Below are 21,752 nucleotides of genomic sequence, written 5' to 3' on the forward strand. Positions count from 1 at the left end.
GTACAGCCCTACCTGGTGAGCCCGTCGACGAGCAGTCGCAGGCGTTCCGCCTCGTGGCCCGGGCGTAATCGCCCGGCGCGCGTGAGGGTGACCAGGCCGTGCAGCCCGGCCCAGAACACCTCCGAGCGAGCATCCGCGTCGCCCTCGTCGGCGCCCGCGGTCACGCCCTGACGCAGTTCGGCGAACGCCTCGATCAGCGGCGGCGGCGTGTCCTCGGCGGCGAAGCGCAGGGCGGTGGCCCTGGTGAACATCGCGTCGTAGACGGCCGGGTTGTCGCGAGCAAAGTCGAGGTATGCCCGAGCGAGTGCGAGGGGGACGTCGCCCGGTGCGCCCGCGCCGGTACGGGCGGCCCGCAGCGCGTCCGCGAGTTCGGCGAAGCCGTCGATGGCAACGGCCTCGGCGACGCGATCCATGCCGCTGAAGTGCTTGTAGAGGACGGGCTGGCTGTATTCGATCTCGGTCGACAGCCGCCGCGTGGTGACGGCGTCCCACCCCTCGGCCTCCGCCAACGTGCGGGCCGTCGTGACGATCAACCGCCTGCGGGCGGCTCGTTCCCGCTCGCGGCGGTCGTTGATGGGCATGCCACACGGTAGCACCGCTAGAAGTGCTAGCGGTGCTATTGACGTCGCGGACGCCCGCGGTTAGCGTTGCTAACACCACGACCGAAGGAGTCCGACATGGACCGGGAGATCATCGTTCGCGCCGCCGTGCTGATCGCGGTGCTGGCCACCGCAGTGGCCTACGGGACCGACGTGTTCTGCGCGATCGTGCTGCGGCCGGCACTCGCGGCGGTCGACGACCGCGCTCTGGTCGCGGTGATGGGACGCGTGCATCGGTATGGCGATCGGCGCATGCCCGCACCGGGTGTTCTCGGGATCCTCGCCACCGCAGCGGCCGTGGGGGCGGCCGTCGTGTCCGCGCACTGGGCTCAGGCGATCGCTGCAGCCACCGCGCTGGTCCTGCTCGTGGTGTGGATTGCGCTCTACGCCACGGTGAGCGCACCCATCAACCGTCGACTGACGGCAGCCGCGGAGAGCGGGGATGCGCTGCCGAACGGCCGCGCGCTGCAGCGGGACTGGGATCGGATCATCGGCCTGCGTGCCGCGCTGCAGGGTCTCGCAGTGGCGGCGCTGTGCGCGGCGCTGATCGTCTAACGCACAGGGGCCACGTACTTCTCGCCCATCCACTGACGACCCTGGAGCCACCGACATGACCGTCACCACCATCGCCTACGTACTCGCCGGACTCATCGGCGCGGCCATCGTCTTCATCGGCGCACGATTCGTCGTGGCGCCCGACACCGCCGCTGCCGGTTACGGCGTGCGACTGGATCTCGCCGAGCCGTCGGCGCGCGCCTATGCGAGCGTCAAGGGCGTGCGCGACATCGCATCTGGACTGTTCGTGTTCATCCTGATGGTCGCAGGCGCAACGCACCTGCTTGGCTGGGTAGTGTTGGCCGCCACCACCATTCCGCTCGCCGACACGGCCATCGTGCTCCGCAGCGGTGGCTCGAGGTCGACCGCCTGGGGCGTCCACGGCCTCACAGCCGCCGTCATGCTGGTGACCGCCGCGCTGCTGCTCATCCCGTGACGCCCTCAGGATCCGAACTCGCGGACCAACCTCTTCTTGTCGACCTTTTCGCCGGCCAACGTGGGCAACGGTTCGGTGCGGACCTCCCACCGCGTCGGTATCGCGAAGTAGGACAGGGTGCCCGTCACGTGCGCCGCCAGGGCATCGGGCGTGGGCGCACCCGTGTCGGGCCGGTGCACGACGACGGCCACCAATTCCTCGCCCAGGTCCGGATGCGGCACGCCGAGGGCAGCGACCTCGACGACCGCGGGATGGCTGGCGATGGCGGCCTCGACGTGCGGGCATGCGATGTTCTCGCCGCCACGGATGACGACGTCCTTCGCGCGGCCGTCGATGAACAGGTAGCCGTCATCGGTGAGGTGGCCGAGATCGCCGGTGTGCAGCCATCCTTCGGCGTCGACCGTGTCGTCGTCCCTCAGGCCCGCGTAGCCGTTCATCACGGTGGGTGATCGCGCGAGCACCTCGCCGACGCCCTTGGCGTCCGGACCGGCAATGCGCAATTCGACGACGCCATAGGGTCGCCCGACGGTACCCGGGTGCACGGCCAGGTCGCGGGCGTCGGCCGCGGTCAGGAAGCCGCCCGCCTCGGTCATGCCCCACGTGTTGCTGAGCCCGCGCGACCGCAGATTCGGCAGCCTCTCCCGGATACGGTCGAGCAGGTCGGTCGACACGGGTGCGCCGCCGAGCGGCCACGACTTCAGGCTGCTCAGGTCGAAGGAGTCGAACTCGGGATGCGCGAGCAGCCGAACGGCCATGGTGGGTACCGCACCCCAGATCTGGATGCGCTCGCGTTCGATGAGCCCGAGGATCTGGCCCGCGTCGAAGCGCCCCTGCGTCATAACGATTCGGCCGCCGGTGAGCGTGTGGGTCAGCAGGCTCGACAGGCCACCGACGTGGAACATGGGCGTCGTAGCGAGGCTGACGGCCTGTGGGGAGTCACCGTCGAGCAGGTGGGGGAAGCGCCGGTTGCGAGCGAGGATGTTGTGCTGGTTGGCGATCACCGCGCGTCGCGACAGTTCGACCGCCTTCGGCATCCCCGAACTGCCCGACGTGAACAGCACCAGCGCGGTGGCGTCAGGGTCGGTGTCGGGTACGGATGCGGGGTCGACCGCGGGTTCGTCGAAGGCGGCCGCCAGGTCCGACAGCGGGCTCGTCGGTACGGCGACGTCGAGAGAAGTGTCGGTCAGGACGTGCACGGGCGCCAGAAGCGTGACGGCATGCTCGATCTCGGCGGGGCTCCACCACCGGTTGGCCAGCACGGGCACCGCCCCGGCCAGCCAGGTGGCCCACAGCGCGACGACCCACTCGGGGGAGTTGTAGCCGAACACCATGACGCGGTCACCGACACCGACACCGCGCGACGACAGGATCGATCGGCAGGCCCATACGGCATCGCGGAACTCCGCGAACGACACCCGGTGCTCGCCGTGCACCAGGAAGGTGCGGTCGGTCCACACCTCGGTGCCTGCGAGGAGGTCGTCGAACGTCGACGGGCCGCTCGCGTACACGATGCCGTCGTGCCCGCCGTAGGAGCCGGCGCGGACCTCGGAACTCCAGACTCCGTCCGCCATGGACTACTGCACCGGGATCTGGATGCCCTCGGACGGCTGAACGATCACGAAGCCCTGGCCGTGGAACGAAACCTGAAGCGCCTCACCGGAACCGCGGCCGATCAGGGCGCCGGCCTTGAAGGTCGTCTTGAGTTGTGTCTGCAGGTTGGCCGACCATGCGACGACGGCATTGGTGTCGGCGAACGTCGGAGCCTCGGCGGCGTCGAGCACCACCGGGGGTCCGTCGGTCGTGATCGCCACCCATCCGGTGCCGCGCAGCGTCGTGTTGAACAGGCCGCCGGTGGCGATGCTGCCTCCCTTCACCCGCTCGATGTTCCAGTCCAGGCTCGAGGAGAACGCCAGGACGTTCTTGCCACTGACCGACAGCCCGGAGTTGTTCAGGTTCAGCAGGTGCACGTCGTAGGCGCGCTCGGCGAGGAAGACGTCGCCCTGGCCCTGGCAGCGCATGAGCGGCAGCCCTTCACCGGTCAGCGCCTTCTTGAGGAACTTCCCGGCGCCGCCGCCCTCGAACGCGAAGTCGACGTTGCCCTGATAGGCGACCATCGAGCCCTGCCGCGCCATGAACGGCTCACCGAGCCGCACGCGCAGCAGCTTGGTGTTCTGGTTGGCGATCGCCTTGGCTTCCTTCTCGCTGAAACGGCCGTCGACCAGGTCGCCGGTGATGCCTGCGAAGCCATCTCCCTGCGGCATCGCCTGGGCCGTCGCCTGCGGCTCTTGGCGCTCGTGCTGCCCACCCTGGTGAGCGGCGGGCTGTCCGGCGTGCTGTTCGGCACCCTGCTGTCCCGCGGGCGCACCGCCGCCCAGTGGCGCGGTGCCGCTACGGCCCTGGTGTGACACCTGGTCGGTCCAATTCCGGCCATCCCACCAGCGGTAATCGAATCGACCCTCGGGGTCGGGTTGCCAACTGCCTGCTCCGGGTCCAGTCACCGGTCACTCCTCGAAGATTGATTGCGGTGGATCGAACGTGCCGCTGCGGCACTGATCTAGAACATTAGGGCAACCCGTCGCGACGGTGTCGCTCCTGGAGTTCTTCGCGCCCGGTAGCACCACGTCGACTGGCATGCTGCTGGCATGTCGAATGAAATCGATCCGACCCGCGCCAAGGGTGCTCTCGCGGTCGTCAAGCAGCATCCCGGGATGGTGTTGTTCCTGGCGACACCGGCGCTGGTCGTGACCGGGCTGATCTGGGTGCTCGCCGGTCCCGGCTGGGCGGCGCTGCTGCTGGTCGTGCTGCTGCTCGGCGGCGGCGCGGCGCTCTACGCGGGCCTCAAGCGCCGCTGACGAGGTCGCGTTACGCCGATGGGTGAAGGACGCTCTCTTACGGCTGTAACGGTGTAATCATGTAAGCATGAGAAAGCACGATCATCGCGGCCGCTCCGGCGGCTGGCAACAAGCACAGCAGCCCGACGCGGCGTCCGCGCCCGACTGGATCGCAGGACGCCTGCCCGAGGGCTGGTTCACCGGCGATCCCACCGTGACCGTCGACCGCGAGGAGATCACGGTCGTCGGCCGCCTTCCCGAAGTCGAGGGGGAGGAGAGCGAGGCCAGGGCATCGGGCCGCGCCGCCCGCTTCCGCGAGGAGACCCGGTCGGAGCGGATGCGCATCGCCGACGAGGCCGAGGCCCGCTACGGACGCAAGGTGGCGTGGGGCGTCGAAGTGGGCGCAGGCGACGAACCCGAGCGAATCCTGTTCACCAACATCGCCGTACCGGTGATGACACGGCTACGGCAGCCCGAACGCCAGGTACTCGACACGCTGGTCGACGCGGGTGTCGCCAGGTCGCGCTCGGATGCCCTGGTGTGGTCGGTACGCCTGGTCGGCCAGCACGCCGACGAATGGCTGGGTCAGCTGCGCGAGGCGATGTCAACGGTCGACGACCTGCGCGCAGAGGGCCCGACGCTCTAGGGCTGAGTCCCTAAACGCGCTCGACCCGAACGTACGTCGCGCTGAGTGTCGACGTCTGCGACAGCGGATCCATGCCTTCGGCGTCGACCAGCAGGTTGCGGTTGACTCCGAAGGACTGCGCTGCCGCGCCGCCGCGGGGGTCGAAGATCCGCGACCCCCACCCGTGGTCGACCACCACCAAGCCCCGCCGCAGTCGCGGCGAAAGACGGGTGTCGAGTTCGATCGACCCCACGGGCGAGGACACCCGAACCCGTTCGCCGTCCGAGACATCGAGCGTCGCGGCGTCGTCGGGATGCATCAGCACCTCGTTGCCCTTGCCTGCCGGGTGTAGGCCCGGCAATTCATTGAGCCAGGAGTTCATCGAGTGCCGGTTGCGGCGGTTGCCGAGCTGCAGCGGGTAGCCCGCCGGCGCCGCCGGTGCCGGATGTTCGAGCAGTTCCCGTGCCCTCGCGACGAACTCGGGCGGCGCGGCGTGCACCCGCTTGTCGTCGGTGCGCAGCGCCTCGCGGAAGTGCCCGAACTCGCGCGGCCCGAGGACCAGTCCGTGCGGGTTGCCGACCACGTCGCGCCATTTCAGCTTGCGGCCGTTGATCTTTCGCGACGTGGCGATCAGCAGCCGGTCGATCCAGTGCGGGGTGAACTCCAGCCCGGGCCGACGCGTGAGTGCCGCCACGCGCCGGGTGGCCGCGACGAACCCGTTGACGCCCTTGGCCCCGAACAGCGGCCGCCGCATCGCGAGTGCGAGGTCCACCCAGATTCGCCACTCCTCGCGGGCGCCTGGCGGCGGTTCGACGGCCTTGGCGCCGTACTGGACGAACGGTTCGTCGTGCATGCTGCTGGTGAACGCGGGCAGGTCGTTGCGTTCCAGCCAGTGCACGGCGGGCAGCAGCCAGTGCGCGTGGCGGTGGCTCTCGCGCTGGACGAAGTCGACGGCCACCAACAGGTCCAGCGACTCGAGCGCGGCGTCGAGTTTCGCACCGTCGGGACCCGATACGACCGGGTTGCCGCTATTGATCACCAGCGCCTTGATCTGCCCGCGGCCCGGCGTGGTGATCTCGTCGGGCAGTTCGGCGAGCGCATGTGCGCCCGCGATCATCTCGCGGCCGCGCAGTCGGCTGTAGTGCGGCTTCACCTTCGCCAGCTCGAACATCCGCAGCGCGTCGACGTAGCCCCGCTCGAACCGTCGACCGCCGGGCCGGTCCATCCGCCCGGTGACGACGTTCAGCACGTGGCCAAGCCACTCGGCGATCGTCCCCGCCTCGTGCAGCGAGACCCCGGTGCGGGTCACGACCATCGCTCCGGGCGCGGTCGCGAAACCCCGCGCCACGGACTCGATGTGGTCGCGGGGGATCTCGCACCGGGCGGCGAGGTCGTCGAGATCGGCCTCGGCGACCAGCGTCCGCAGCTCGGGTACGCCGGTGGCGAGATCGGCGCAGTCCTCGCGGTGCTCCAGTCCCTCGTCGAGGATCACCTTCACCATCGCCAGCAGCAGCGCCCAGTCCTGGCCCGGCTTGACGGCGAGGTGGACGTCGGCCTTCTGCGCCGACTCGGTGGCCACCGGGTCGACGACGACGATGGTCGCGCCGGTCTTCTGCCGGTCGAGCGCGCGGCGCCAGCCGCCGGGCACGGTCTCCAGCCAGTTCCAGGCGCTGACGGCGGGGTTGGTGCCGACCAGCAGGAAGTAGTCACACGCGTCGATGTCGGAAACGGGCGACATCAACTGGGAGCCGTACATGGCCTCCGACACCACGTGCATGGCGTTCTGGTCCACCGACCCCACGAAGTACCGGCTCTTCGTTCCGATGGCGTCGAGCCAGCCGTTCATGAAGATGATGTTCGACGACGAGAAGCCGGCCGGGTTGCCGTAGTAGACGCCGATCGCGTCGGGGCCGTCGGCGTCGATCAACGCGTTCATCCGTGTCGCGATGTCGGTCAGCGCCTCGTCCCACCTCGTCTCGACGTATGAGTCCCCGACCCGGCGCATCGGGTTCACGATGCGCCGCGGGTGTTCGACGAGCTGGTTCGCGGTGCGGCCCTTCGCGCAGAAGTCGTGCCAACTGTGGGCGTTGAGCTTGTCCGGCGCTATCTTGGTGACGCGATTGCCTTCGACGGTCACGTCGATGCCGCACGCTGCCAGGCAGTACCGGCAGAAGGTGTGCACCGTGCGGGCGTCGGATGCCGTCGCGATGGTCGGCCGGGTGGTCATGGTGGCATCCTGCCGCAGCGAATCCGCGCCGCACCGGTGAACGCGAATGAGCGCACCGCTTGTTTCGCGGCTCCCATTGCTCGCGAGATCTACACCAGCGTCGTGGGTGACGCGCGGGGCACGACCGTGGTGTAGACCTCGCGAGGACTCCAGGACTCCAGGACTCCAGGACTCCAGGGCTCCAGGGCTAGGCCCGCGTCATCGCCCAGTACTCGCCGTGGCGGGCCAGCAGGTCGTCGTGGGTGCCGCTCTCGACGATGCGACCGGCCTCCATCACCAGGATCACGTCGGCGTCTCGGATCGTCGAAAGCCGGTGCGCGATGATGAAACTCGTTCGGTCGCGGCGCAGTTCGGCGGTCGCCTGCTGAATCAGCACCTCGGTGCGGGTGTCCACCGAGCTGGTGGCCTCGTCGAGGATCAGCAGGTGCGGGCGCGCGAGGATCGCCCGCGCGATCGTGATCAACTGCTTCTCGCCCGCGCTGACGTTGCCGCCGTCGTCGTTGACGCGGGTGGCGTAGCCGTCGGGCAGCGTGTGCACGAACCGGTCGACGTGGGCTGCCGTCGCGGCGGCGATCACCTCGTCCTCGGTCGCGTCGGGCCTGCCGTAGGCGATGTTGTCGTAGATGGTGCCGCCGAACAGCCAGGTGTCCTGCAGCACCATGCCGATCCGGGACCGCACGTCGTGGCGGCTCATCGTGGTGATGTCGACGCCGTCGATCAGGATGCGGCCAGAGTCCACCTCGTAGAACCGCATCAGGAGGTTCACCAGCGTTGTCTTGCCCGCACCGGTCGGGCCGACGATCGCGACGGTGCTGCCCGGCTCGGCGACCAGCGACAGGTCCGAGATCACCGGCGTGCCCGGCCGGTAGCCGAAGTGGACGTGCTCGAACTCGACGCGACCCGCGGCCCGGTCGGGAACCCGCGCGGGGATAGGCGGATCGGGCACCTGCTCGTCGGCGTCGAGCAGGTCGAACACCCGCTCCGCGCTGGCGATCCCGGACTGCATCGTGTTGTACATCGACGCGACCTGCGTCAGCGGCTGATTGAACTGCCGGACGTACTGGATAAAGGCCTGGATGCCGCCGAGGGTGATCTGACCCGTGGCGACCTGCAGTCCGCCGACCACGGCGACGGCCACGTAGCTGATATTGCCGATGAACGTCGTCACCGGCCCCACCAGGCCGGACAGGAACTGCGCCCCGACACTCGCCTCGTACACGTCGTCGTTGAGGTCGCTGAACCGGTCCTCGGCGTGTGCCCGGTGCCCGAACGTCTTGACGACGGTGAACCCGCTGTAGGTCTCCTCGATGTGCGCGTTGAGCCTGCCGGTGTTGCGCCACTGCGCCACGAACAGCTTCTGCGACCGCCGCGCGATCGTGCGGGTGGCCCACAGCGACAGCGGGACGACGACCACGGTGATCCCGGTCAGCAGCGGTGAGATGGTGAGCATCATCGCGAGCACCGCGAAGACGGTCAGGATCGACGTCAGGAGTTGGGCGATCGTCATCGACAGCGACGACTGGATGTTGTCGACGTCGTTGGTGACCCGGCTCAGCACCTCGCCGCGCTGCCGGGTGTCGAAGTAGGACAGCGGAAGTCGATGCACCTTGTCCTCGACGTCGGCACGCATCGCGACCATGGTGCGCTGCACGACGACGTTGAGCAGACGCGCCTGCAACCAGATCAGCAGGGCGGCAACGAGGTACAGGGCCAGTGCCAGCAGCAGTGTCCGGCCCACGGCATCGAAGTCGACGCCACGGCCGGGGACGACGTCCATGCCGGACAGCAGGTCGGCGAAGGTCGTGTCGCCACGCGCCCGGGCCTCCTCGATGGCTTCGGCCTTGCTGAGCCCGGCGGGCAGCTCGCGGCCGATCACGCCGTTGAACAGCAGGTCGGTGGCGTGCCCGAGGATGCGCGGGCCGACGACGCCGAGCGCGATGCCGCCGATGCCGAGCAGCAGCACCGTCGCGGTCAGTCCACGCTGCGGCACGAGGCGCCGCAGCAGGCGTGTCGCGCTGCCCTTGAAGTCGCGGGTGCGCTCGGCAGGCGGCTCCGTCATGGGCCGCAGGGGCCGGGTCACCGGGTCACGCTCTGGGAGTCCGCGAACTCCGCGTACGGCGGACAGTCCTGCAGCAGCGCGGCGTGCGACCCGACGCCGACGACCATGCCGTCGTCGACGACGACGATCTGGTCGGCCTCGGCGATCGTCGAGATGCGTTGCGACACGACGATCACCGTCGCGCCGGCCGAGACGTCGCGCAGCGCGGCGCGCACCCGCGCGTCGGTGCGCACGTCGAGGGCGGAGAACGCGTCGTCGAACAGGTAGACCGAGGGCCGACGGATGACCGCCCGCGCGATGGCGATTCGCTGCCGCTGCCCGCCGGACAGGTTGGCGCCGCCCTGCGCGACGGGCATCGCCAAGCCGTCGGGGTGCGCCGAGACGAAGTCGTCGGCGGCTGCGACGCGCAGCGCCTCCCACATCTCCTCGTCGGTCGCGCCGTCCTTGCCGTAGCGCAGGTTGTCGGCGACGGTTCCGGAGAACAGGTAGCCGCGCTGTGGCACCAGCCCGATACCGGACCACAGCACCTCGGTGTCGTAATCCCGGACGTCGACGCCGTCGAACCGCACCGCGCCGTCGGTGACGTCGTAGAGCCGGCAGATCAGCGACAGCAGTGTCGACTTGCCCGCGCCCGTCGATCCGACAACGGCGGTGGTGGTGCCTGGCCGGGCGGTGAACGAGACGTCCTGCACCACGGGCTGTTCCGCACCGGGGTGGCGGAACGTCACGCCGTCGAGGACGATCTCGCCGGTCCGCGTCGACGGCGCGTGCGGGTGCTCGGGGCTCGCGATGGCCGCGGGCGTGTCGAGCACCTCGCTGATCCGCTCGGCACACACCGACGCCCGAGGCAGGATGACGAGCACGAAGGTCACCAGCAGCACCGACATCAGGATCTGCATGAAGTAGGACAGGAAGGCGATCAGCGCCCCGACCTGCATCTGACCGGCGTCGATGCGCATGCCGCCGTACCAGATCAGCGCGACGCTCGAGACGTTGATCACCAGCGTCGTCACCGGCAGCATCAGCGCCTGCCACCGGCCCACGGTGAGCGCGGTGTCCGAGAGCGCCTGGTTGGCCGCCGCGAACCGGGCCTTCTCGATGGGCTCGCGGGCGAAGGCGCGCACCACCCGCAGGCCCGAGAGCTGCTCGCGCAGAACGCGGTTGATCCCGTCGATCAGACCCTGCATCGACCGGAACAGCGGCAGCAGACGGGACACGATCCAGTAGTTCGACAGCGCCAGGATCGGCACGCTGACGAGCAGCAACCACGACAGCCCGGCGTCGAGGTGCAGCGCCATCGCGATGCCGCCGATGCTCATGATCGGCGCGGTGACGAACATCGTGCAAGTCATCTGGACGAGCACCTGGATCTGCTGGACGTCGTTGGTGGTGCGGGTCAGCAGCGAGGCGGTGCCGAAGCGCGACGTCTCCTCGGCCGAGAGCCCCGTGACGTGGTGGAAGATCGCCGACCGCAGATCGCGGCCGAATCCCATGCCTGCGCGCGATCCGAAGAACACCGCCCCGACGGCGCACAGCACCTGCACGCCGGTCACGGCCAGCATCAGCAGGCCCAGCTCCACGATGACGCCGGTCTGACCCTGGGCCACGCCGTCGTCGATGATCGCCGCGTTGATCGTCGGCAGGTAGAGCGACGCCAGCGTGCTGATGACCTGCAGGACGGACACGATGACGAGCAGACCGCGGTACGGCCGCACGTACCGCCGCAGCAGCGCCCAGAGCATCCCGTAACTGTCGCATACGCTCCGGTGGGGTCCCTGATCGCCCATTTCCCGCGCGAATCGCCGAAAAGTGCTGGTCAATCGGTCTGCTGGTGGTTGCGGATCTGCGCTGCCGCTACAGTTGCGGGCGTGATGGGACGACGGGGCGACCACCGGAACGGGACACGTGGCCGACGCGACGCGAAGGCTTCAGCGGTCAGGCTGGCCGCCGGGATCCTCGCGGTCACCTCGGTGGTCTCGGCGTGCTCGGGCTCCGACGATCCCGCGAGCCCGGAGGTTCCCTCGGGGCCCGCACCGGCGGCCGACGTCAAGCACGGGCCGTTCTTCCCGGAATGCGGCGGGGTCACAGATCAGACCATGGGCGAACTCACCCAGGTGCCCGGTCTGGTCAACACGGCCAAGACGTCGGTCGGCTGCCAGTGGCTCGCCGGCGGTGGCGTGCTCGGCCCGCACTTCTCGTTCTCGTGGTTCCGCGGCAGCCCCATCGGCCGCGAGCGCAAGACCGAGGAACTCTCCAGGACCAGCGTCGAGGACATCAACATCGAAGGACACGACGGCTTCATCGCCCTCAACGACGATCCGACGCTGGGCGTGAGCCTGTGCGAGATCGGCATCCAGTTCGACGACGACTTCATCGAATGGTCGATCAGCTTCGCCCAGAAGCCCTTCCCCGACGCGTGCGAGGTCGCCAAGGAAGTCACCCGCCAGTCGATCGTGAACTCGAAGTGAGCGCCCGCATGCCTGTCCGTCGCCTCCTGACGACCGTCGGCGCCGTGCTCGCAGTGCTGACGGTGCTGCTCGGCGTGCAGGGCTGCACCCGGTCGGTGGAGGGTGCCGCCGTCCGCGCCGGGTCCGGGGAGAACGCGCGCAACGACGACTCCGAGCGCCAGTACCCGAACCTCCTCAAGGAGTGCGACGTCCTGACCCAGGACATCCTCGCCGAGACCGTGGGCGCGGATCCGCTGGACATCCAGAGCACCTTCGTCGGTGCGGTCTGCCGGTGGCAGGCCCTCAACCCGTCGGGTCTGATCGACATCACCCGCTTCTGGTTCGAGCAGGGCAGCCTCGACAACGAGCGGTCGGTCGCCGAACAGCTGCAGTATCAGATCGAGAGCCGGTCGGTGGCTGGCGTGCCGTCGATCGTGATGAAGCCCAACGACCCCAACGGCGCGTGCGGCGTCGCCAGTGACGCGGCCGGCGTGGTCGGGTGGTGGGTCAACCCGCAGGCTCCCGGCATCGACGCATGCGGCATGGCGATCAAGCTGATGGAGCTGACGCTCAACACCAACAACTGAGCCGACTATCGGGGTACGTGGAAGGCGACCAGTGTCGCCCCACCCAACTCCAGGTCGGCCCACCTGACGTCCGTGCGCAGCATCGCGATCGCCGAGGTGGGGAACTTCGCGGCGATCTCGTCGGCAGCGTCCGTCGCGGCCTGGTCGGCGTCGTCGGTTCCCGCCAACCCGAGCGCGAGGCTCGACGTCGTGGGCTCGTGGCCGACCACCAGTAGTGTCCGGACGTCGTCGTCGACGCCGTTGATCGCCGCGAGAACAATTCCCGGCGTGGCGTCGTACAACTCGTCGAGGAACTCGGTCGGCGCCTCGATGCCCGTCCTGGCCAGCGTCTGCCTGGTGCGGGTGGCAGTCGAGCACAGCACGGCCTCGACCTCGGGTGCGTGCGCCCGGAGCCACTCGCCGGCCAGCGGCGCCTCACGGTCGCCGCGCTCGGCCAGCGGCCTGTCGTGGTCGGCGACGCCGTCGGGGTAGCCCGACTTGGCGTGCCGCATCAACACCAGCGTCCGGCTCGGGTTCGTCGCGCTCACGAACCCCAACCTAGGCCGTCGGCGATAGGCTGCCGCGATGAGCACCGCCCGATCCGACGCCGCGCGGTTGCGCGGATCGTTGGTGGGCGCAACATCGACCACGGTCACGGGTGCCGCGCACGGCCTCGGCGGGGCGCCGCTGCCCGCGGCGTCGGCGGTCCTGCTGCTGGTGGCGATCTCGGCAATGGTGGGGGCGATCGCGTCCTCGTCGGCCGACGCGCAGCGGCGTCTGCCCGTGATCGCGTCGTTCCTCGGGGCGGGCCAGGTGATCGGCCACTACGTGCTGGCGTTCGCCTCCGGGCACCATCACGGCGCGCACTGGTCGACGCCGATGATCCTCGCCCACGCAGGCGCGGCGCTCCTGGTGGCCGCGTTGATCTGCTCGGCAGAACGGTCCTTCGCCGCGGTGACCGCGGCGCTGTGGCGGCTGGTGCTCGTCCTCGTGGCGCTGCTCGGCGAACCGTCGGGCCGACGCCCCCGCACGGTGTGGTGGGGCCCGGAATTGGCGGACCGAGTCCTCGCGGGCTCGGGGCACGTCACCCGCGGACCACCTTCGTTGACCGCCGCCTAGCGCGGCTCTTCCGAATACCGGACACGCGCGCGCCGCGGTCCGGTCCTCCGCCGTGCCCAGCACGGAATTCATTCTCAGACAACGAAGGACCCATCATGTCTGCACCTGGATCGACGTCTACTCCACGATCCGAGCCCGAACGGGCATCCAGCCCACCGGCGCTCACCGCACGATCGTCGCCGCACAGCGGGGTTCCGCTGATTCGGCGGCTGCACTTCTACGCAGGCGTCCTGGTGGCGCCGTTCATCCTGATCGCGGCGATCACCGGCGCCCTGTACGCCGTCGCGCCCACGCTCGAACGCGTCGTCTACCGCGACATCCTGGTCGTCGATCCCGGCGAGCAGGCCCTGCCACTCACCGAGCAGGCGGCAGCAGCGCAAGCCGCCCACACCGGTCTGGTCATGGCGGGCATGCGACCCGCAGCCGACCCTCGGGATTCGACGCGGGTGCTGTTCGCCGACCCGGCGCTGGGGCCCGATACGCAGCTGGCCGTCTTCGTCGACCCCTACGCCGGTCGGGTGCTGGGGGCGGAGCCGGTCTGGTTCGGTCACCTGCCGCTCAGCACGTGGCTCGACGGGCTGCACCGCCATCTTCGGCTCGGCGAGCCCGGGCGGCTCTACAGCGAACTCGCCGCGTCCTGGCTGTGGGTGGTGGCGCTGGGCGGGCTGGCCCTGTGGTGGACCAGGCGCCGGTCGGAGCGCCGCCGCGGCGAGCGTGCGCGACTGTTGATGCCGAGCCCGGGCATCGGACGCAGCCGGACGCTGAACTGGCATGCGGCGGTTGGCGTGTGGATCCTGCCCATGCTGCTGTTCCTGTCCGCGACCGGCATCACGTGGTCGACGTTCGCGGGTGCCACGGTGTCGGACATCCGGACGCACTTCGACTGGGAACGGCCCGCGCTCGTCACGGCGCTCGGAGATTCCTCGGCGCAGACGCCAGGCGACGACCACGCCGGCCATGCCGGACACGGCGGCCAGGCTCCGATGCCTGCCGCGCCCGTCGACGTCGACGGGGTGGTCGCGGCGGCGGCTTCCGCGGGGGTGGAGCTGCCGCTGGAGCTGACCCTGCCCGCGGAACCGGGCGAGGCGGTCGGGATGATCGAGGTCGACGAGCCCTACCGGCTCACCACCGACGCGGCAGCCGTCGACCCGGTGACGTTGCGGGTGACCAGCTCGGTCGACTACGCCAACGACTACTCGACGATCGCCAAGCTCGCCGACTGGGGCATCCGGATGCACATGGGGTTCCTGTTCGGCTGGCTCAATCAGCTGGTGCTGTTCGTCGTGGCCGTGGGGCTGGTCACGGTGATCGTGCGCGGATACCGGATGTGGTGGCAGCGCAGGCCCACCCGCGCATCGGACCGGCTGGTCGGCCGTCCACCCGCACGCGGCGTACTGCGCCGCACGCATCCCGGCATCGTCGCCGTGGTCGTCATCGCCGCGATCGCGGTGGGGTGGTTCCTGCCGCTGCTGGGCGTCAGCCTGGTGGCGTTCCTGGTGGCCGACGTCGCGATCGGTCGGGTTCGGGCGCTTCGACACCGCTGAACCGACGCCGGTGAGCCATTGCCGGGTAGGCCGGTCGCCCACATGCCGATCGACGTCCGTCGACTTGTCGGCGGCCGGCCATACACTCGCCTGGCGTCCCGAGATCACGGGGACGCACGACCAGACGAGAGGGGGCGATGGGATGCGATTCCTGCATACCGCCGATTGGCAACTCGGCATGACCCGCCACTTCCTGAACGACGAGGCGCAACCGCGGTATTCGGCTGCCCGCCGTGACGTCGTCGCCGCCATGGGACCGATCGCCAAGGAGGTGGGCGCCGAGTTCGTCGTCGTCGCGGGCGACGTGTTCGAGGACAACCACCTCGCACCGCGCGTCATCAGCCAGTCGCTGGAGGCCATGCGTCGCATCGAGGTACCCGTGTACCTGCTGCCCGGCAACCACGATCCGCTCGACGCCGGTTCCGTGTACACCAGCGCCCTGTTCACCGACGAGCGGCCCGACAACGTCGTGGTACTGGATCGCGCCGGCGTGCACGAAGTGCGGCCCGGTCTCGAGATCGTCGCTGCACCTTGGCGTTCCAAGGCTCCGACCACCGACCTGGTCGGCGACGTCCTCGCCGGCCTGACCGACGACGGCGTGACCCGCATCGTCGTCGGACACGGTGGAGTCGACGTGTTCCAGGCCGACAGGGACAAGCCGTCCTTCATCCGGCTCGCCGCGGTCGAGGACGCCCTGGCCCGCGGCGCCGTGCACTACGTGGCCCTGGGAGACAAGCACTCTCGGACCAAGGTCGGCAACACCGGTCGGGTGTGGTACTCCGGGGCGCCGGAAGTCACCAACTACGACCACGTCGAAAACGATCCCGGCCACGTGCTGGTGGTCGACGTCGACGAAACCGACCCCGCCCGCCGCGTCGAGGTCGAGGCCCGACGCGTGGGGACGTGGCGCTTCGTCTCGCTGTGCCGAACCGTCGACACCAGCCGCGACGTGACCGATCTCGACCTCAACCTCGACCTGCTCACCGACAAGGACCGCACCGTCGTGCAGGTGGGTCTCAACGGATCGCTGACGGTCACCGACAAGGCGGCGCTCGACGCGTGCCTGGACAAGTACATGCGCCGATTTGCCGCACTCTCGCTGTGGGACAGTCAGACCGACATCGCGGTACTGCCTGCCGACGGGGAGTTCGACGATCTCGGCATCGGCGGGTTCGCCGCGGCCGCCGTCGACGAACTGGTCGCCACGGCCAAGACCGACGGCGAAGAGTCCGACGACGCCCGCGCGGCGCTGGCGTTGCTGCTCCGCCTGGTCGATCGGGGTGCGGCGTGAAACTGCACAGGCTGACACTGCGCAACTACCGCGGCATCGCCTTCCGCGACGTCGAATTCCCCGACCGCGGCGTCGTCGTGGTGTGCGGCGCCAACGAGATCGGCAAGTCGTCGATGATCGAGGCGCTCGACCTCCTGCTGGAGGCCAAGGACCGCTCCAGCAAGAAGGAGGTGAAGCAGGTCAAGCCGACGCACGTCGATGAGGGCGCCGAGGTCAAGGCCGAGATCTCCACCGGGCCTTACCGGTTCACCTACTTCAAGCGCTACCACAAGCGCCCGGTCACCGAGTTGACCGTCACCGCACCCGTCCGCGAACAGCTCACGGGCGACGAGGCGCACGAACGGGTGCAGGCCATCCTCAACGAGACCGTCGACGTCCAACTGTGGCAGGCCCAGCGCGTACTGCAGACGTCGTCGACGTCACCAGTCGACCTCTCGGGCTGCGATGCCCTGTCCCGGGCGCTCGACGTGGCGGCAGGTCAGGCGGTGACGCTGTCGGGAAGCGAACCGCTGCTCGTCGATCGCATCGACGAGGAGTTCCGGCGCTACTTCACCCAGACGGGCAAGCCGACGGGGGAGTGGGCCGCAGCGCTCAAGCGCCGTCAAGCCGCCGCAGCGGCAGTCACCGAATGTCGCTCGGCGGTGGCCGAGATCGAGGAGGCCGTGGGTAGGCACGACGTCCTCACCGCCGAACTCGCCGAACTCGACGCCGAGCGGTCGGTGGTCGAGAAGCGCCTCGAGGCCGCACGCGCCGCCGCCGACACCGTGAGCAAGGTTGCCGAACGGCTGACCCAGGCGAAGGTCGTCGCGGACGCTGCACGGTCGACGCAGGTCGCGGCCACGGCCGCGCTCAACGAGCGTCGCAGGCTCAGAACGGAACTCGAGCAGGAGGCCTCCGGGGTCGAGACGCTCGCGGCCGCATTGGACCAGGCGACGCTCGAGGAGACCGAGGCACGCGAGGCGCACGCCAAGACGACCGCCGCGGTGCTGGCCGCGACAGCCGACGTCGAGGCGTGGCAGGCGGAGGTCGACGCGGCGCGCACCGTCGTCGAGCAGATCGCCAGACACGACGAGGCGGGCCGAATTACGCTGCGACTGAGCAAGATCGACGCCGCCGACGCCCGCCTCCGCGACGTCGACGCATTACTCGCCGAGATTCCGCTGTCCGACCGGACGATGCGTCTGATCGAGGCGGCGTCGGCGGCTGTCGACGTGGCTGCGGCCGCGGCGGAGGCCGCGTCGGCACGCATCGAAATCATTGCGACGGAATGCATGTCGGTCACCGTCGCGGGCGAGGTCGTGTCCCTCGACGCGGGTGCCGCGTGGTCGACCAGTGCGACCGCACCGACCGACGTCGAGATGCCCGGGCTGCTGACCGTGCGGGTGGTGCCCGGCACCCCGGCCGCCCACACCGGCGACGAGTTGGACACCAAGGCGCAGGTACTCGCGCAGGTGCTGCACGACGTGGGTGTCGACGACGTCGAGGCCGCGCGTGCCCTCGACGAGCGGCGGCGCGACCTGACGGCGACCCGACAGCAGCTTCGCGCCACGCGGGACGCGCAGGCTGCCGACGACGACGTCGACGCCCTGCGACGCCGGCTGGCGGCCCTGCGCACCGACCTGCCCGCCGACGCCCCCGATGCCGACGCCGCGCGTACCGAACTCGACACCGCAGCGGCTGCGCACCGGCAGGCACTCGCTACCTGCGCCGCACTGCGCGACGCAGCGTCGACGGCATCGACGCGCGTCAACGAGAAGGCCCCGGCGACAACGGTTCTGCGCAGCAGGATCGACGCAAGACGGGAACGCGCGCAGATGCTTGCCGAGCGGCTGGAGCAGGGGCGGGCGTCGATCACCGACGACGAACTCGTGCTGCGGGCCGACGCGGCCGCCGAACGGCTCGGCGAGGCGACCACCAGGGTCGAGGCGCTTCGCATCGAACTCGACGGCGCCCAGCCCGCCGTGGTCGCCGCCGAGCTGACCGAAGCGAATGCGCTGGCAGACCGCCTGGGCCGCCGACACCGTGACGTCGCCGCGCAGTTGGTCGCCACCACGGCGCAGCTCGGCGTGTACGGCACCGAGGGTCGCCACGGTCGGCTCGACGCCGCCGAGATGGAGTGCGCGCACGCCGAGGCCGACTGGGCCCGGCTGCAGCGGCGGGCGAACGCCGTCATGCTGCTGCGGTCGACCATGACGCGCCACCGCGACGACGCGCGGCAGCGCTACGTCGACCCGTTCCGCGTCGAAGTGGAACGGCTGGGCCGCATCGTGTTCGGCTCCGACTTCGAGGTCGGCATCGACGCCGAGCTGCGCATCCAGACCCGGACACTCGACGGCTGCACGGTGCCGTACGACTCCCTGTCCGGCGGTGCCAAGGAACAGCTCGGCATCGTGGCGCGGTTGGCGGGCGCGGCACTGGTCGCCAAGGAGGACGGCGTGCCGGTTGTCATCGACGACGCACTCGGATTCACCGACTCGAATCGCCTGGTCAAGATGGCCGAGGTCTTCGACGCCGTGGGCGGTGACGGTCAGGTGATCGTGCTGACGTGCAGCCCGGAGCGGTACGCCGGGGTCATTGGCGCGCAGCGCATCGAGCTGACCTCTGCGGTTTGACTGAAAAGCGCGGCGGCGGCTCCTACACTCACGCGACGTGAAGGCTGATTACGTCGTCGTGGGAACTGGGTCAGCCGGATCGGTCGTGGCCAACCGGCTCAGCGCCGTTCCGGGCGTGCGGGTGGCCGTCGTCGAGGCCGGGCCGCCCGACAAGGACAAGTTCGTCCACATCCCGGCGGCGTTCTCCAAGCTGTTCCGCGGACCGCTGGACTGGAACTACCTGACCGAACCGCAGAAGGAACTCGACGGTCGGCAGATCTATTGGCCGCGCGGCAAGGTCTTCGGCGGGTCGTCCTCGATGAACGCGATGATGTGGGTGCGCGGTTTCGCGGCCGACTACGACGAGTGGGCGGAGCACGCCGGACCGGAGTGGTCGTGGGCCAAGCTCGTCGGCTACTACGACCGCATCGAGCGGGGACCACTGCACGTCTCCGATCAGCGCAGCCCACGCAGCACGACCGCGGCATGGCTCGCGGCAGCCAAGGAGTGCGGCTTCACCGTGGATCCGACCGATGACGCGACGCCCGACGGCTTTCGCGAGACGCGGGTCACGCAGCGCCGAGGCGCGCGGTGGAGTGCTGCCGACGCCTATCTCAAGCCGGCGATGCGCAATCCGAACCTCAAGGTGTTCGCCGAGTCCGTCGTCACCCGTGTCCTGTTCGACGGCAGTCGCGCCGTCGGCGTCGAGTTCGACTCCGGCGGCAAGCGCGAAGTGGTCGAAGCCCGCCGCGAAGTGGTGCTGTGCGGTGGCGCCGTCAACACCCCGCAACTGCTCATGCTCTCGGGCATCGGAGACCGGGATCGGCTCGCGGAGTTCGGCATCGACGCCGTTGCGCACTCGCCGGGGGTGGGACAGAACCTGCTCGACCACCTGGTGGTGCCGGTGGGCTTCGAGGTGGAGCGCGACTCGCTGCAGACCGCGGAGAAGCCGCTCGAACTGATTGCCTACCTGCTGCGCAGGCGCGGCATGCTGACCTCCAACGTCGGCGAGGCGTACGGCTTCGTCCGAAGCGAGCCCGGGCTCGACCTGCCCGACCTCGAGTTGATCTTCGCTCCGGCGCCGTTCTTCGACGAGGGCATCGGTGAGCCGCACCAGAGTCACGCGATCGTCATGGGCCCGATCCTGGTCAAGCCCAAGAGCACCGGCACCGTGACCCTTGCCTCCGCCGACCCGCTGATCAAGCCGCTCGTCGACCCGGGGTACCTGACCGACCCCGACGGTGCCGACCGGCGAGCGCTGATGGCGGGCCTGCGGATGACGGCCCGGATCGCCGAGGCGCCGTCGATGCGCGGCCTGCTCGGGGCCATCCTGCGGCCCAACGGGGCGACCGACCTGTCCGACGAGACGCTCGAGCGCGCACTGAACACGTGCTCGCACACCCTGTATCACCCCGTCGGCACCTGCCGGATGGGCACCGACGCCGACAGCGTTGTCGACCCGCAGTTGCGGGTGCGCGGCGTCGACGGGCTACGGATCGCCGATGCGTCGGTGATGCCGACGATCATCCGCGGCCACACCCACGCGCCCTCCGTGCTGATCGGCGAGAAGGCGTCGGACCTGATCAAGTCCGCGTCGACCTGAGCAACCCTCAGAAGTAGGCGTTCGCGGGCAGCGGCGTGCCGTGCAGCAAGTTCTCGCCGATGGCCCGCGCCTTGTAGCCCACCGGGTTGTGCAGGGTGATCGTCCTGATGTTGCGCCAGTGCCGGTCCAGATTGCGCTGCCTGCTGGCCGCGCTGGCACCGCCCAGTTCGAGCAGCCGGGTGGCGGCCTGGGGCGCTACGTCGTCGAGGTGCACCTTGACCTTCGCCGCGCGCAACTGCGCCTCCGCGGCGAGGTCCGCGTCGGGTATGCCGTCGACCTCCGAGGCGGTCGCGGCCGCGATGGCCTCGGCGGCGTCGAGCACCACGGCCCGCGCGATCGAGGCGGTGGAGGCGAGTTCGCCCAGCTGACGCTGCAACAGCGGGTCGTCGGTGGGCCGCTCGGCAACGGCATGGCTGAAGCTGCGGTCACGCGAGCGCAGCAGTGCGATCCCGTCGTCGACGACGTTGGCCAGGATCCCGGCGACCACGGCATGGATGAACAGCTGCAGTGACGCGTACTGCACCGTCGGGACGGGCTCGGCGTCGTACGGGGAGTCCGACAGCACCTCGTCAGCCGACACGGCAACGCCGGTGAACGTGGTGGTGCCCGTGCCGGTGCGGCGTTGACCGAAACCGTCCCAGTCGTCGACCAGCTTCACGCCCGCCCGGTTGGCGGGCACCACCACGGTCGCGACCGAGTCGTGGTCGGTGGTCGCCGTGACCGTCAGGTAGTCGGAGAACAGGGTGCCGGTGCTGTAGAACTTCTGACCGTCGAGCCGGAACCCGCCGGAGCCGTCGGGCAGCAGCCGCGTGTTGAACACCAGGCTGCCGACGGCGTTGCCGCCCTTCTCACTGAACGCGTTGCCGAACACCCGGCCCGCGGCGACCTCGGCCAGCCACTGCCGGGAGCCCTCGGAGGAGACGGTCCGCAACCGCTCCTCGACGAACCAGAAGTGCGTCCGGAAGATGTGCGCGACGATCGGATCCGCGCGCGCCACGTCGATCACGGCCGAGAAGAGCTGCGGGACGGTCAATCCCGCACCGCCGAGCGCCTCGGGCAGCCGAAGCGTGCCGAAACCGGCGCGCTTGAGTGCGGCGACCTGATCGAACGGGTTCACGTCCTCGAGGTCTCGATTCTTCGCCCCCGAGCCGATGTCGGCCAGCAGGGTGGTCCACTCGGTCGATCCCGGCAGGATTCTGTTCACGCCTTCGACGGTTGTCATGAGCACCGTTGTACCGACGGGTTGCCGCGCCGGGCAC

The 21,752-nt window shown here is 69.7% G+C and carries 19 protein-coding genes; 11 read left to right on the forward strand and 8 right to left on the reverse strand.

The genetic code is table 11. The features are described from left to right. Nucleotides 1-8: 8 nt before the first annotated feature. Entirely contained in the window at nucleotides 9-581 is a 573-nt protein-coding gene (locus LOK44_RS22330; protein ID WP_237572280.1) for a TetR/AcrR family transcriptional regulator, read from the reverse strand. Between the two features lie 96 nt (nucleotides 582-677). Here LOK44_RS22330 and LOK44_RS22335 point away from each other — a divergent pair, with 96 nt between their 5' ends. Next, the gene (locus LOK44_RS22335; RefSeq protein ID WP_237572281.1) at nucleotides 678-1,154 is read left to right on the forward strand and encodes a DUF1772 domain-containing protein; all 477 of its coding nucleotides are present in this window, start codon (nucleotides 678-680) and stop codon (nucleotides 1,152-1,154) included. A gap of 55 nt (nucleotides 1,155-1,209) precedes the next feature. Beyond that, a complete protein-coding gene (locus tag LOK44_RS22340; protein ID WP_237572282.1) occupies nucleotides 1,210-1,590 on the forward strand; it encodes a DUF4267 domain-containing protein in 381 nt (126 codons plus the stop codon). Nucleotides 1,591-1,595: 5 nt separating this feature from the next. On the opposite strand, the gene LOK44_RS22345 is transcribed toward LOK44_RS22340, so the two are convergent. Both LOK44_RS22345 and LOK44_RS22350 read right to left on the reverse strand, forming a co-directional pair. Then, a complete protein-coding gene (locus LOK44_RS22345) occupies nucleotides 1,596-3,161 on the reverse strand; it encodes a class I adenylate-forming enzyme family protein (RefSeq protein ID WP_237572283.1) in 1,566 nt (521 codons plus the stop codon). A gap of 3 nt (nucleotides 3,162-3,164) precedes the next feature. Beyond that, the gene (locus LOK44_RS22350) at nucleotides 3,165-4,088 is read right to left on the reverse strand and encodes an AIM24 family protein (RefSeq protein ID WP_237572284.1); all 924 of its coding nucleotides are present in this window, start codon (nucleotides 4,086-4,088) and stop codon (nucleotides 3,165-3,167) included. Nucleotides 4,089-4,232: 144 nt separating this feature from the next. On the opposite strand from LOK44_RS22350, the gene LOK44_RS22355 reads away from it, so the two are divergent. Together LOK44_RS22355 and abmR are read left to right on the forward strand one after the other, a co-directional pair. Beyond that, entirely contained in the window at nucleotides 4,233-4,442 is a 210-nt protein-coding gene (locus LOK44_RS22355) for a hypothetical protein (RefSeq protein WP_237572285.1), read from the forward strand. Between the two features lie 67 nt (nucleotides 4,443-4,509). Then, on the forward strand, nucleotides 4,510-5,067 hold the full coding sequence (abmR, locus tag LOK44_RS22360) for an ATP-binding transcription factor AbmR (protein WP_237572286.1): 558 nt from the start codon (nucleotides 4,510-4,512) through the stop codon (nucleotides 5,065-5,067). A 10-nt stretch (nucleotides 5,068-5,077) separates the two neighbouring features. Here the strand turns inward: abmR and LOK44_RS22365 are convergent, their stop codons facing one another. From LOK44_RS22365 to LOK44_RS22375, 3 genes are all read right to left on the reverse strand, one after another. Then, on the reverse strand, nucleotides 5,078-7,273 hold the full coding sequence (locus tag LOK44_RS22365; RefSeq protein ID WP_237572287.1) for a molybdopterin-containing oxidoreductase family protein: 2,196 nt from the start codon (nucleotides 7,271-7,273) through the stop codon (nucleotides 5,078-5,080). Nucleotides 7,274-7,460: 187 nt separating this feature from the next. Beyond that, nucleotides 7,461-9,332, reverse strand: coding sequence for an ABC transporter ATP-binding protein (locus tag LOK44_RS22370; protein ID WP_237572362.1), 1,872 nt, complete (start codon nucleotides 9,330-9,332; stop codon nucleotides 7,461-7,463). Nucleotides 9,333-9,349: 17 nt separating this feature from the next. Continuing rightward, entirely contained in the window at nucleotides 9,350-11,074 is a 1,725-nt protein-coding gene (locus LOK44_RS22375) for an ABC transporter ATP-binding protein (RefSeq protein ID WP_237572288.1), read from the reverse strand. Nucleotides 11,075-11,203: 129 nt separating this feature from the next. On the opposite strand from LOK44_RS22375, the gene LOK44_RS22380 reads away from it, so the two are divergent. Further along, nucleotides 11,204-11,800: a DUF3558 domain-containing protein gene (locus LOK44_RS22380; RefSeq protein ID WP_249784016.1), complete on the forward strand. Its 597-nt coding sequence runs from the start codon at nucleotides 11,204-11,206 to the stop codon at nucleotides 11,798-11,800. Between the two features lie 8 nt (nucleotides 11,801-11,808). Further along, entirely contained in the window at nucleotides 11,809-12,366 is a 558-nt protein-coding gene (locus tag LOK44_RS22385) for a DUF3558 domain-containing protein (protein ID WP_237572290.1), read from the forward strand. A gap of 5 nt (nucleotides 12,367-12,371) precedes the next feature. Here LOK44_RS22385 and LOK44_RS22390 read toward each other — a convergent pair whose 3' ends face one another. Continuing rightward, entirely contained in the window at nucleotides 12,372-12,857 is a 486-nt protein-coding gene (locus LOK44_RS22390) for a SixA phosphatase family protein (RefSeq protein ID WP_237572363.1), read from the reverse strand. Between the two features lie 73 nt (nucleotides 12,858-12,930). Between LOK44_RS22390 and LOK44_RS22395 the strand changes: the two genes are divergently transcribed. The 5 genes from LOK44_RS22395 to LOK44_RS22415 all read left to right on the forward strand — a co-directional run bounded on the left by LOK44_RS22395 (nucleotide 12,931) and on the right by LOK44_RS22415 (nucleotide 20,493). Next, entirely contained in the window at nucleotides 12,931-13,464 is a 534-nt protein-coding gene (locus tag LOK44_RS22395) for a hypothetical protein (protein WP_237572291.1), read from the forward strand. 95 nt (nucleotides 13,465-13,559) lie between these two features. Continuing rightward, a complete protein-coding gene (locus tag LOK44_RS22400; RefSeq protein ID WP_237572292.1) occupies nucleotides 13,560-15,008 on the forward strand; it encodes a PepSY-associated TM helix domain-containing protein in 1,449 nt (482 codons plus the stop codon). Nucleotides 15,009-15,150: 142 nt separating this feature from the next. Then, complete coding sequence (locus LOK44_RS22405; RefSeq protein WP_237572293.1) at nucleotides 15,151-16,299, forward strand: metallophosphoesterase family protein; 1,149 nt, start codon at nucleotides 15,151-15,153, stop codon at nucleotides 16,297-16,299. Then, nucleotides 16,296-18,911 (forward strand): AAA family ATPase, encoded by a 2,616-nt coding sequence (locus LOK44_RS22410; RefSeq protein ID WP_237572294.1) that lies wholly within the window; start codon nucleotides 16,296-16,298, stop codon nucleotides 18,909-18,911. Before LOK44_RS22405 ends, LOK44_RS22410 begins: the two co-directional genes overlap by 4 nt. Nucleotides 18,912-18,948: 37 nt before the next feature. Beyond that, nucleotides 18,949-20,493 (forward strand): GMC family oxidoreductase, encoded by a 1,545-nt coding sequence (locus tag LOK44_RS22415; RefSeq protein WP_237572295.1) that lies wholly within the window; start codon nucleotides 18,949-18,951, stop codon nucleotides 20,491-20,493. A gap of 7 nt (nucleotides 20,494-20,500) precedes the next feature. Here LOK44_RS22415 and LOK44_RS22420 read toward each other — a convergent pair whose 3' ends face one another. Further along, entirely contained in the window at nucleotides 20,501-21,715 is a 1,215-nt protein-coding gene (locus LOK44_RS22420; protein WP_237572296.1) for an acyl-CoA dehydrogenase family protein, read from the reverse strand. Nucleotides 21,716-21,752: the final 37 nt, after the last annotated feature.

This window comes from Mycolicibacterium lacusdiani (assembly GCF_021916785.1).
Taxonomy (GTDB): Bacteria; Actinomycetota; Actinomycetes; order Mycobacteriales; family Mycobacteriaceae; genus Mycobacterium; species Mycobacterium lacusdiani.

Coding starts and splice junctions, on each gene's coding strand:
- LOK44_RS22330 (WP_237572280.1), bottom strand. CDS start 581: ATGCCCATCAACGACCGCCGCGAGCGGGAACGAGCCGCCCGCAGGCGG.
- LOK44_RS22335 (WP_237572281.1), top strand. CDS start 678: ATGGACCGGGAGATCATCGTTCGCGCCGCCGTGCTGATCGCGGTGCTG.
- LOK44_RS22340 (WP_237572282.1), top strand. CDS start 1,210: ATGACCGTCACCACCATCGCCTACGTACTCGCCGGACTCATCGGCGCG.
- LOK44_RS22345 (WP_237572283.1), bottom strand. CDS start 3,161: ATGGCGGACGGAGTCTGGAGTTCCGAGGTCCGCGCCGGCTCCTACGGC.
- LOK44_RS22355 (WP_237572285.1), top strand. CDS start 4,233: ATGTCGAATGAAATCGATCCGACCCGCGCCAAGGGTGCTCTCGCGGTC.
- abmR (WP_237572286.1), top strand. CDS start 4,510: ATGAGAAAGCACGATCATCGCGGCCGCTCCGGCGGCTGGCAACAAGCA.
- LOK44_RS22365 (WP_237572287.1), bottom strand. CDS start 7,273: ATGACCACCCGGCCGACCATCGCGACGGCATCCGACGCCCGCACGGTG.
- LOK44_RS22370 (WP_237572362.1), bottom strand. CDS start 9,332: ATGACGGAGCCGCCTGCCGAGCGCACCCGCGACTTCAAGGGCAGCGCG.
- LOK44_RS22375 (WP_237572288.1), bottom strand. CDS start 11,074: ATGCTCTGGGCGCTGCTGCGGCGGTACGTGCGGCCGTACCGCGGTCTG.
- LOK44_RS22380 (WP_249784016.1), top strand. CDS start 11,204: ATGGGACGACGGGGCGACCACCGGAACGGGACACGTGGCCGACGCGAC.
- LOK44_RS22385 (WP_237572290.1), top strand. CDS start 11,809: ATGCCTGTCCGTCGCCTCCTGACGACCGTCGGCGCCGTGCTCGCAGTG.
- LOK44_RS22390 (WP_237572363.1), bottom strand. CDS start 12,857: ATGCGGCACGCCAAGTCGGGCTACCCCGACGGCGTCGCCGACCACGAC.
- LOK44_RS22395 (WP_237572291.1), top strand. CDS start 12,931: ATGAGCACCGCCCGATCCGACGCCGCGCGGTTGCGCGGATCGTTGGTG.
- LOK44_RS22400 (WP_237572292.1), top strand. CDS start 13,560: ATGTCTGCACCTGGATCGACGTCTACTCCACGATCCGAGCCCGAACGG.
- LOK44_RS22405 (WP_237572293.1), top strand. CDS start 15,151: ATGCGATTCCTGCATACCGCCGATTGGCAACTCGGCATGACCCGCCAC.
- LOK44_RS22420 (WP_237572296.1), bottom strand. CDS start 21,715: ATGACAACCGTCGAAGGCGTGAACAGAATCCTGCCGGGATCGACCGAG.